Source organism: Streptomyces sp. CLV115 (assembly GCF_038448545.1).
Taxonomy (GTDB): Bacteria; Actinomycetota; Actinomycetes; order Streptomycetales; family Streptomycetaceae; genus Streptomyces; species Streptomyces sanglieri.
In genome coordinates, this window is record NZ_JBCEWQ010000229.1 from 1 (window position 1) to 10,036 (window position 10,036).

Here is a 10,036-nt window from a genome sequence, read left to right on the forward strand (position 1 = left end):
GGTGGGGCCGTGGTGGGGGCGTTGCGGGTGGAGTCGCGCGAGGTGGGTGGTCAGCCCGCGCCTGGGCAGGCCATGCCTCAGGCGGCACCTGTAGCGGGATGCGTGAACGGCCACGGGGTACTGGCGCCCCGTCCAGCGGCCGCTCCCGCTCCGCCTTCGCCGCCCCGCGCCCAGCCTGGCACCCGGCGTGCGGCTCGTCCGTTGCCCGGAAACACGGTCGCGCCGGGCCGTACCCTGTTGCTACAAAAAGGGGCATGGGAATCTGGACCGACGCCTTCATCGCGCCCCCGGAGCCGACTCTCCTGCGGCCGGAGGCGTTCGGCCGACTCGCGGTCGAGCTGGCGCGCGAGCGTGTGGTCCGGACCCCGTGGGCGCTCCTCACGGGGCGGCTCTGCATCAACGCGAGCCTCAACTGGGGCAGCGTCAGCGGGCAGGCCCGCTGGGACAAGCCTCCCGTCAGTACGGTGCTGCGGACCGAGGAGTATCCGTGGGACACACCGGACCTTGACGACGATCCCCCGCCGTGGGGCCCCTCGCACGAGGAGGCCCGGCTGCTCGCCTCCGGCGAGAAAGTCCTCGACATACTGCCCGCGCTGCAAGTCGCCCCGTACGGCGACGAGGACATCGCCGTCGTGTTCGCCCACATGGACTTCGGCAACCGGGCGATCACCGACTACTTCCAGTACGAGGACGAACGCACGACGCTGGTCTGCTTCGCCCTGGCGCGACCGCAGAACCGGCCACTGTCCGCCAACACCTGCGGGGACATGGACGATGGGCCGGTACTCCCGCTGCGGACCTGCGTGGTCCACACCTTCAAGCACGCGCTGGGCACTCTCGGCCTGGACGGCGGCCCACTACCGGCACTTACCTCCGTCACTACCCGATACTTCGGACCGGACCAGGTCAGCGGCGAAACCTGGGGCTGAACCCAAGCACTCACCTCACCCTCCGCCCGCGTCGTCCCAGCCGTCCAGGAAGTCGGCGAGGGCGCGGCGTTGCGCTCCTTGCGGGCATTCTGCAGGACGAGGACGTCGCGGTCGGCGTCCGGGTCGGCGGCGTTGAAGACCAGGCGCTGGAGTTCGGCCGTCGACCGGCGCATCCGCCACGGTCGAACTGTGGCACCCGTGCACCTTCCTTGTCCGCCTCCTGCACACCGGGCAGTGCAGGGAACGTCCCGGGTCCGGGCCACAATCGCTTGCGGGGTGCGCCGGGTGCGGGATGCGCCGGGCGCGAGAGACCGGCTGCTGGGTTCCGCTCATCGCCGAAGTCTTCGGTCGAGCGCCCTTCCGATGGGCCTCCCGAACATCCACATCGCACTCTCCAGTGCCGGCGTGCCCCGGTACACCGAGTCCACGACGGCCTCCCGGAGCATGTCGTGTTCCTCGGCGCCCACGCAGGCCAGCAGGCTGAGTGCGGTACCGAGCCGTACGCCGGCAGCGGGATCGGTCAGGTCAGCCCGCGCCTCAGCCACTTTGTGACGGTCGGCCTCATCGCCTCATCGCTGCGGGGCCCGATCCCCAGATTGGCCACCGCTTCGACGACATCGATCTTCTGCGGCTCCTCGTCCACCTGGCCATAGAGCTCCTGAGGTACGGGAACCAGGGCCTTTCCCTGGTCGACCGCCCCGCCCAGAAGAAGAACACAGGCACCCCGGAGCCTGATGTCTCCGGCTGAAGGCTGTCCCGTAACTGCTGTTTGCCATAGGTGCTGAGCCTTTCCCCGTGCTGGGTTCCGATGAGCGCGGGGACGTTGTCAGTGGGCGAGGGCACACTGACTTGCATGATCGCCTCTTCATCCACCGCAGACGATGCCTCCGGCCCCTCCCCTGTTTGGGTGGAGTCGTTGGGCGGTCCTCTGATCGTCGTCCCCGTCTCTGCCTTGGCCTCCTGGGGCGGGTGCACAGAAAGTGGGCTTATGGCGGAAGACGCCACCGCCCCAGACGACTACGACCGGGCCTGCGCGGTGGACGCTCTGGCCGGTGTGATCCCTCTCGACGAGAACGGTACGCAGGCACTGGTACTGGCGGACGAGCCGGCGACCAGCTGCTATCTTCCCCAGCACCGAGCGTTCCTGCGGTGGCTCGCCGCCGACTCCGAGGCCGGGCTGAGAGCCGCGGCGGACACCGCCCTCGCAGACCCGGCCACGGTGTGGGAGGAGTGCGGCACCTGGGCCTCGGACGGCCCGGCAGTGCTCATGGACTCCGCCGAAGCGGGTTCCGACCTGGGCGTCGAGTACCCCGGCGGCGGGAAGCCCGCCGAGGCATCGGTCTCACTGCCCGCTGGCCGCTGGAGGGTCCGCGCCACACAGAGCAAGGTGGACGAGGAGAACTGGGTCGGCCTGGTCCAACTGCTGCCCGCCGAATCCTGAACGGACAGTACTTCGGGCCGGTGCGGTCAGTCGCGGCGCGCAAGGTTGTACAGATGGGCGATGCCGAGCATCGCGTGGTGCACGCCATCGCCTTTGAGGCAGCAGTCGCGCAGGATCTTCCAGGTCTTCATCCGGGCGAAGGCATGCTCGACCCGTGCGCGGGCCGTGCGGTGAACGTTGTTGTGCTCTTCCTTCCAGGCAGGCAGTTCGCTCTGTCCGGGGCCGCGGCGGTGTGGGACGACGAGCCCGGTACCTCGGTAGCCTCCGTCGGCGATCACTGCGGTGTTCCCGACGGCGGCCTTCGCCTTGCAGTCGTTGCGGTTGCCCGGCAGCGGCCGGCCCACCACCACCAGATGGGTGTCTGCGTCCATGACGACCTGGTGCGTCGAGTACTGGTAGTTCTTGGACCGCTCCGCCACCGCGTGGTCGCGGGTGGGAACCAAGCCGGTCCTGGCCGTCCTCCTGGGCTCCGTGCTGGAGACCTGGTGGAAGAGCCGTCGCCAAAGTTGACGCCCATGTCCGCCATCACCAGAGCCCTTCCACAGACGCCGAACACCGTGACCCACTGGCCCGGAGGCGCCCTGTCTCCGGGCCGGTGCCCTTCAAGGGCCCAGAAACAGGCACTGATTCGGGAGGATGCCGCGGTGGTCGAGTTCGTCGCCGATTGTGTCGCACAACGGGGCATCAGCTCCGCGACGTCGCCGGAACGGGCGGGGACGGCGATCAGGGCGCACTGGGACAGGCCGCAGTCGAGCACGGCCGCAGTCGTCACGTCGGTGTCTCGCGTGCTTTTCCGGCCGGGAGCATCCCTGAAGTGGCTATGACCTGGGGAGGAGCGTAGCGAACATGTCCGGGACATGGTTGCAGGTTTGATGCGACTCACTCGATCAGGGATGTAACTGGCGACCTCGTCGCGGGGGCCGGAAGGCACAACTGCCGAGCACGCGATCGACTGGTGCATGAACGCCTGCCGCAACGCACGCGACTGCGAACGGCTGCTCCCGCACTCCGAAACCCACCTGAACTGAGCGCTCAGCCTGATGACCCGCCGCCTGACCCGCAAGGACCTGAGCACCAGCCAGTGGACGAAGAAGTCGACACCGACCTCCTGAACCGGATCGGATCGGTTCGCCGTATCGGCCCATGCTAGCAAGCTATGATGCTAGCATTCATTTGTGGGTGATGAGGAAGTCAAGCAGTTCAATGTGTACCTGCCGATCGGACTGATCAAGCAGGTCAAGTACCGCGCCATCGACTCGGGCATGTCGTTGTCAGCACTCGTCGCTGACGCGCTGCGCGCCTACCTCGACGACGCCCAAGGGGACAATCAGCAATCGCCTGAGAAGGAGACCTGACATGACGACTGAAGGTATCGAGGCCGTGTTCCTGACGACGCACAACTGGGGCAAGGCGGCGAAGTTCTTCCAGGCGCTGGGCTACGAGCTGGAGTTCGCGACGGACCACAACTCCGGCCAGCTCCGCAACGGCGACGGTCCCTACGTGTTCATCGCTGAGGTTCCCCAGGACCAGGAGCCCCAGACGCGGATCGTGTTGAAGGCGCCGGACGCAGACGCGTTCCGTCCCGATCCTGTCGTCGAGGTGGTCACGCCGTTCGAGGACACCCACCACGGGACCAAGGAGATGACCGTCCGCGACCCCGACGGGCGCCTGTGGAGCCTCCAGGCACCCGCCAAGAACTGACTGCGACGAAGGGGAACACCATGGCGCACGAACAGATCGAGGCACCGGACAATACCGCGGTGCGGACCGCCCTCTGGCGGGCGATGCACCTTCAGATCGACCCGCCCCCGCACCTGGTCGAAGACGAGATCGGCCTGCAGTTGGCGGCCCCCGGTGATAAATGGCGCGCCCGCCCGGACATGGATCCTCAGGCCACCAGCGGGTTCCGGGCGGCCATCATTGCCCGCGCTCGTTTCATCGAGGACCTGATCGCCGAGCAGGCCGACCGGGGTGTGACCCAGTACGTAATCCTGGGAGCTGGTCTGGACACCTTCGCCCAGCGCAAGCCGGAGCTCGCCTCCCGCCTTCAGATCTTCGAGGTCGACCAGCCCGGCACCCAAGCCTTCAAGCGCCACCGCCTGGTCGAACTCGGCTACGGCATCCCCGACTGGCTGCACCTGGTGCCGGTCGACTTCGAGGCCGGCGCGTCCTGGCCTGAGCAACTGTCCACTGCCGGCTTCGATCCCGGCCGGCCAGCGGTCATCGTCTCCACCGGCGTCACCATGTACCTCACCAAAGACACCACCGCTGCCACCTTGCGACGGATTGCCGGGCTTGCACCCGGCTCAACGCTGGCCATGACCTTCCTGCTGCCGACCGAACTGGTCGACGCCGCCGACCGCCCCGGCCTGCGGGCGAGTGAGGAAGGCGCACGAGCATCAGGGACGCCGTTCGTCAGCTTCTACACCCCGAAGGAAATGCTGGCACTGGCCCGCGAAGCCGGCTTCAGAGGCTCCCGACACGTGTCGGGAGCCGCGCTCGCCAAGCGCTACTTCGCCGATCGCACTGACGGCCTTCGCCCGTCAAGCGGAGAAGATCTACTGTTGGCCCCCACCTGACTTCCCCTCAACGTCGATTGTTCCAAGAAGCTTCGAGCTTTGCAGTTACACCTAATGAAAAGATTCCGGGCAGGCGAGGCATTCCTCCCAGATCAGAGTGTCTCCCTGGGAGATGGTTGTCCGCCGTCGATCACTTGGGCTTCGAGGTCGGCGATGCGTTTGTCGGCGAAGCGGACGTTGTCGCGAGCCGCGGCCAGCCGGTCGGTCACTCGCCGGTTCTCCCGCTCCAGTTCGCGGACACGCGTCTTGAGCATGGAGTTCTTCGTGGTGATCCGCACGATGTCGTCCTCGGTCCATTCCGTCTGCAGGTCGCGGACCTGGCCGAGGAGTTCGGCGATCTGTGCGCGCTGGCTCAGGACCTCGTCCTGTGTCTCCTTGAGTGCGTCCTCAGTGTTCAGGGCCCGTTCCCTCCAGGACGCTTCGCTCTGCGAGTTCGTCGTGGCGGTCCTGGATCCGTCGGCCGGCTGCCCGGCGCGTTGTTTCCTCCACCAGCACCCGGGCCTGCGGGGGTTCGTAGAGGAAGGTGCGGGAGACGCCGCGTGCCGGGCGACGGCCGAGACCGTGATCGGGGTCTTCGTCTTCTCCAGGTGGGCGACCGCGTCCTTGATCCTGCGGAGGCTGGCCTCGGTCCACTGCTGGCGGGCCTGGAGTGCTTGTGCTGTGCGCGGGGCGGGAAGGGCCTGGGTCATTGGGAGTCCTCCAGTTGTCGGTCCGGATCGTCCTCTTGTTCGCCTGCGGCGGCGAGGTCGGAAGCGCGGAACGCGACGCTCCAGAGCCGCTGGAAGTAGTCCTGTGGGCGCCGCAAGTCCATGGCCAGGGCCTGGTCGAGCAGTCCGAGGGCTGCGAGTGCCTTCTCCAGGCCGTCGATCGCCTTGGACGTCGGCTCGAAGACCTGGTTGCAGGTAGTCGGCGGTGGCTCGTCCGGGGCCCGTTCCGCGAGCGAGCGGCATTGATCGCGTTTCCGGTGCCAGTAGAGGAGGTCGGCGCCGGGCATGACGAACTTGTCGCACCCTTCGCAGTTCAGCTGCCAGCGGCAGGCTTCGCCGCGGACGACCGGCTGGTAGGTGTTGGACTCAGCAGCGCAGACCTGGGCGATGGCCTGCACGAGTTCCCGCACGCCCATCCACGGTCACCGCCACAGCTGCTCGCATGCCAGGCAGACGAGGATCATCACCAGGGTTCCGGCCAGTGGCTTTCGGTCGCGGACCAGCCGGGGGCCGCGGTTGGCGGGCAGGTCACTGCGGCGTTTGTGGAGCCGGATCAGCCCCGCGACCTCGTGGACCTCCAGGGTTCAGTTCAATTCCATGCGAAAGAACTCGGCGAGTTCCTGATGGCCCTTCAGGGCTACCCGGTAGTACTCGGGGTCGTTCTCCGTTCTGAGCCGACCTGATGCCATGAGTAGGAGGGTGCTCCCTCGTAGGTCGGCGTCCAGCAGCGGGGCCTCGTTCACGCGATGCTCCAGGTCGATTCCGCGGTGTCGGGGGTGGCTTGGCGGGGCACGTCGGGTGACTTGTCTGCGGGGACAACCGACACCCGCAGGTCGGGCCCAGTGAGTCGGCCTTCGGCCAGCTCGACGGTGACGGTGGTACGGGGCAGGCCTGGACGGACGGTCACCTGCAGGCCGGCGTCGTCGATGACGGCCTGTCCGGATCCGCGGCTGGGCCGGTACTGGCCGAGGGCGATCTCGATGGCGTTCAGCAGGACGGCAGCCGCTTGGGAGGGCAGTCCAGCGAAGTATTCAAGGCTGACTTCGCCGTTGGTGGCCAGCACGGCGAGAAGGTGACGGCGGCACTGTGCGGCGGCACTCGCCGCCGCTTGGGCGGCAGCGCGGACGGCAGTGGTATCGGGCACCTTGCGGGGCCGCCCGGTCGCGGGCCCGTGCCGTTCATGTTCCCGCAAGGTCACCTCGACCTGGTGGCGGGCAGCGCCGGCCCGGGCAGTGGTGCCGTGGGCCACGTCTTCCTCTCCCGCTCTGATGACGGCGTGCCAGGCAAGTCCCCGAACGCGGCCGCGTAGACGCGGCGGGCCTGGGTCTCTTCCGGCTGCCGGTGGAGGCTGTGGGCCAGGGTCCTGAAGTCGACTCCCGGGTCGGGTCGCTTCCGCGTCGGCGGGCCATGTAGCGGCGGCCGATGGCGACCAGCATCGTGTGCACGACGCCGCCGGCCGAGTCGATCAGCCTGTGGACGCTGCCGTCCGGCTGGAACCAGGACTCCAGGTCCGCCAGGCGGCGCAGGCGTTCGTCGATCCAGTGTTGCTGGTCGGCCGCGTCGACCGGTCCGGCGTGCTCAACGGCGGCCTCGACGGTGCGGGCGAAGCCGGCCTCGCGCAGCTCGGCCAGGGCCGTCTCGACCCTGGGCAGGCCCCGGCCGTACTCGCGGGGGAACTGCCGCAGTGCCTCCACGACGCGGTCCCGGTTCTCGCCGAATACCTCGTTGCCAGTGACGTCCGCCTGCACCATCGTTGCCAGCGCCGCGTAGAAGTCGGCTGTCACCCTTTGCAGTTCGTCAATGCGGGTGCACACGTCTTCCAGGTCGCCCGGCAGCAGGCCGTGGTCCTCGCGCAGGTGGCCGAGGAGGTCACGAAGGGTGCGTTCCACCCCGTCGAGCAGGCGGCTGGGGAGTTGCAGTGCGCGTCCCACGTCAACGACGGTGGACCGGACGGCAGCCACGGTGCCGCGGCCCTACGGGTCAGCGCCCATGCCTCCTCACGCGCCGCTAGACCGTGGAAGGTCCGCAGCGGAGCCGCGTAGTCCTGAAACGGCTCGACGAAACCCCAGCCGGTCAACTGGTCCAGCAGCACGCGCAGTCCGGTCTGAGGCAGCGGATCGTGGTAGCCGACCGCCGGCAGCTGGGCGGTGGCAGGCGGAGGCGTAGGCGAGGTAGGCGGGGCGGTGCAGGTCGCATCCGGGGCCGGTGGTGGAGCGGGCCTGGCCCCGTAGCGGGCGGGTGATCTCGGGCAGGCTCCACAACGCCGTGGTGAGCTGCGCGACGACCTGCCAGTCGGGAAGACAGGGGCCGTCGAAGACATGGCGGAGCTCGTGCACGGAGACGGTGTGCTGCGCCGAGCCCAGGATCGCCCTGTCGCTCGGGGAACCTGCGGCGTAGCGGAGTGGTCCGCAGGCAGAGACGCCGTACGAGGCGGCAGATGACACCTTCAGGCAGCCGGCTGGGAGCAGAGTGTCGAGGACATGGCCGTCCCGGCCCATTCGGTGCGGGCCCGGCGCGGTCTGGCGGCAGCGCTCAGGGCGGCTTGGAACCCCGTCGGCGTCGTGGTGTTCATCAACCAGTTCGCAACGTCCTGGGCCGGACAGACACCTCAGGGCACATAAATCGTCAAGCCAGGCCGGTCATCGTCCGAACGGACGTCGATAGCATCATGGACATGCCTGATGTGTGGATCGGCTTCAACTCTGTTGATCGCCGGAGGTCCTGGTGGCGGAACGTCCTTGTGACGCTGGCGCTTGCCGGTGTGATGATGGCGATGATCCTGACCACGCATGAGCCGAGCAAGTGGTGGTTTGTGGGTGGCCTTGGAATCCTTGCTGCGGTCGCTTTTGTCGGCACGGTCAACCTGATCTATGGCCGGGTCCTCTTGACCGCGAGGGGGCTGGAGTTCCGCACCCTTGTCAGGAGGCGGGTCATCCCCTGGAACGAGGTCGCCGACATCGAGACGCGGCGGCGGGTGGTCCGGAGCAGAGTCCTGTGTGATCTGCGGGTCGTCAGGGTTCGCGGGCGGTCGCTCACGATTCCGGGAACGGCCACCAGCCGGGTGATGAATGCCGAGCTTGAGCGGAAGCAGGTAGCCATCCAGGAGTGCTGGTCCCGCGCAGTCGGCGGCTGATGGAGCTCATGCCGCGAGGGCCTCGGCTGCCGCAGGGAAGGCGACGGCCTCGTCGAAGAGCTGGCCGTGCTGGAGGCAGTGGTAGAGCTGTCCGATCCTGCGGTTGAAAAGGTTGCGCTGGGCGGATGCGTGCCGGTCTCCGTGCTCCCGCGGCGCCTGCGGTAGTGGTTTTTGGCACCTGGTGAGGTGTTGGGGGCGGAGAAGGCCCAGAGGTGGCCGACATGGTTCAGTCGGTCGTTTTTCACCCACCGTCGGGCAACGCTCGACTTCTTGCCTGAGGCGCGGGTGATCGGTGAGGCGCGTGCGTAAGCCTTCAGACCACGAGCGTCTGCGAAGCGTCGGCGGTCGTCTCCGATCTCGGCCAGCATCCGGGCGCCGAGCTGAACACCAAGACCAGGGAAGCTGAGGATGACTTCAGCATCCCGGTGGCGAGGGAATGTTTCGCCCACTGCTTCTTCGAGGTCGTCGGCAGCTTTGGAAGCGGCTTCCAGCTGAAGCAGTAGGGCCGGCATCTGCTTGCCGAGCGCGATTTCGACGAGCTCGGGTTGGTGAGCCCACTCGGCTCGGAGAATGCCGCGGAGCCGGTCAGCCTCTTCAGCGATGCCGCGTTGACGGCCGGCTCGCTTGAGGGCGGCCTGCAGCTGCGTGCGGGTCAGCTTCGCGATCTGCTCGCCGACATGGGCCGTGGGCTCAAGGAGCGGCAGCACACCGACCGTGCGGACACCTGGCTGGAGAGGGGAAGGCGCCTGGAGGACCTGGCGATGCGGGCTTACGAGGACGTCCGTGAGAGACGGGAGAGGCTGCGCTGGAACACGCGGTGCGTGGCGGTACGTGGACGACGCGAGCCGTCCGGCCACGGCGAGACCCTGCGCGCTCTGCACGGGATCACCTTCCAGGTCCGCGGCATCGCCCGGACGCCGGCCGACACCGTCGACGACCACCGCCCGGGGCAGATGTTCCTCGACCGCTACGCGGCGACCCTGCAGGCGGCGGGCGAAGCGGTGACGTACTTCGCCACCCCGGGCCCCGCCGACGGCCCGGCCCGGGACGACGCCCACGAGCGACTGCGCCGGGCCATCAACGACGCAGCCCAGTGGCACACGACGATGACCCGCGAGATCGAGCACGGCACCCTGACCGAGCCGGGCGCCTGGCACGTATACGGATCGCTGATGACCGACGCCGAACAGCTTCTGCGCACCGTGGGCTGCGACGGTCAGTCCGAGGGCGACGCGGATGATCAGCAG

At 68.1% G+C, this 10,036-nt stretch carries 12 protein-coding genes and 2 pseudogenes; 7 read left to right on the top strand and 7 right to left on the bottom strand.

Going from position 1 to position 10,036, the window contains the following annotated elements; translation table 11 throughout:
- Positions 1–254: 254 nt before the first annotated feature.
- Positions 255–929, top strand: a complete 675-nt coding sequence (locus AADR41_RS39335; RefSeq protein WP_342287036.1) for a hypothetical protein — start codon at positions 255–257, stop codon at positions 927–929.
- A 329-nt stretch (positions 930–1,258) separates the two neighbouring features.
- On the opposite strand, the gene AADR41_RS39340 is transcribed toward AADR41_RS39335, so the two are convergent.
- Positions 1,259–1,474 (bottom strand): hypothetical protein, encoded by a 216-nt coding sequence (locus AADR41_RS39340; RefSeq protein WP_342287037.1) that lies wholly within the window; start codon positions 1,472–1,474, stop codon positions 1,259–1,261.
- Positions 1,475–1,782: 308 nt separating this feature from the next.
- Between AADR41_RS39340 and AADR41_RS39345 the strand changes: the two genes are divergently transcribed.
- Positions 1,783–2,370 (top strand): Imm21 family immunity protein, encoded by a 588-nt coding sequence (locus AADR41_RS39345; protein WP_342287038.1) that lies wholly within the window; start codon positions 1,783–1,785, stop codon positions 2,368–2,370.
- Positions 2,371–2,396: 26 nt separating this feature from the next.
- Here the strand turns inward: AADR41_RS39345 and AADR41_RS39350 are convergent.
- Positions 2,397–2,813, bottom strand: a pseudogene (locus AADR41_RS39350) (transposase); the annotation flags it as partial.
- Positions 2,814–3,545: 732 nt separating this feature from the next.
- On the opposite strand from AADR41_RS39350, the gene AADR41_RS39355 reads away from it, so the two are divergent.
- Genes AADR41_RS39355 through AADR41_RS39365 form a run of 3 tightly spaced genes read left to right on the top strand, consistent with a single transcriptional unit; the run spans position 3,546 to position 4,949 of the window.
- Entirely contained in the window at positions 3,546–3,725 is a 180-nt protein-coding gene (locus AADR41_RS39355) for a ribbon-helix-helix domain-containing protein (RefSeq protein ID WP_342287039.1), read from the top strand.
- Position 3,726: 1 nt separating this feature from the next.
- Positions 3,727–4,071, top strand: coding sequence for a VOC family protein (locus tag AADR41_RS39360; protein WP_342287040.1), 345 nt, complete (start codon positions 3,727–3,729; stop codon positions 4,069–4,071).
- A gap of 20 nt (positions 4,072–4,091) precedes the next feature.
- Positions 4,092–4,949, top strand: coding sequence for a class I SAM-dependent methyltransferase (locus tag AADR41_RS39365; protein WP_342287041.1), 858 nt, complete (start codon positions 4,092–4,094; stop codon positions 4,947–4,949).
- A gap of 92 nt (positions 4,950–5,041) precedes the next feature.
- On the opposite strand, the gene AADR41_RS39370 is transcribed toward AADR41_RS39365, so the two are convergent.
- From AADR41_RS39370 to AADR41_RS39385, 4 genes are all read right to left on the bottom strand, one after another.
- A complete protein-coding gene (locus AADR41_RS39370) occupies positions 5,042–5,638 on the bottom strand; it encodes a hypothetical protein (protein WP_342287042.1) in 597 nt (198 codons plus the stop codon).
- Positions 5,635–6,066 (bottom strand): hypothetical protein, encoded by a 432-nt coding sequence (locus AADR41_RS39375; RefSeq protein ID WP_342287044.1) that lies wholly within the window; start codon positions 6,064–6,066, stop codon positions 5,635–5,637. Before AADR41_RS39375 ends, AADR41_RS39370 begins: the two co-directional genes overlap by 4 nt.
- A gap of 329 nt (positions 6,067–6,395) precedes the next feature.
- Positions 6,396–6,905, bottom strand: a complete 510-nt coding sequence (locus AADR41_RS39380; RefSeq protein WP_342287045.1) for a DUF2397 family protein — start codon at positions 6,903–6,905, stop codon at positions 6,396–6,398.
- Positions 6,835–7,617: a DUF2397 family protein gene (locus AADR41_RS39385; RefSeq protein ID WP_342287046.1), complete on the bottom strand. Its 783-nt coding sequence runs from the start codon at positions 7,615–7,617 to the stop codon at positions 6,835–6,837. Before AADR41_RS39385 ends, AADR41_RS39380 begins: the two co-directional genes overlap by 71 nt.
- Before the next feature lie 713 nt (positions 7,618–8,330).
- Between AADR41_RS39385 and AADR41_RS39390 the strand changes: the two genes are divergently transcribed.
- The gene (locus AADR41_RS39390) at positions 8,331–8,789 is read left to right on the top strand and encodes a PH domain-containing protein (RefSeq protein ID WP_342287047.1); all 459 of its coding nucleotides are present in this window, start codon (positions 8,331–8,333) and stop codon (positions 8,787–8,789) included.
- 6 nt (positions 8,790–8,795) lie between these two features.
- Here the strand turns inward: AADR41_RS39390 and AADR41_RS39395 are convergent.
- A pseudogene (locus AADR41_RS39395) lies at positions 8,796–9,451 on the bottom strand (transposase); the annotation flags it as partial.
- Between AADR41_RS39395 and AADR41_RS39400 the strand changes: the two are divergent.
- Positions 9,338–10,036, top strand: a 699-nt coding sequence (locus AADR41_RS39400) for a hypothetical protein (protein WP_342287048.1), incomplete at its 3' end; no start/stop codon positions are given. The pseudogene AADR41_RS39395 and the gene AADR41_RS39400 overlap by 114 nt on opposite strands.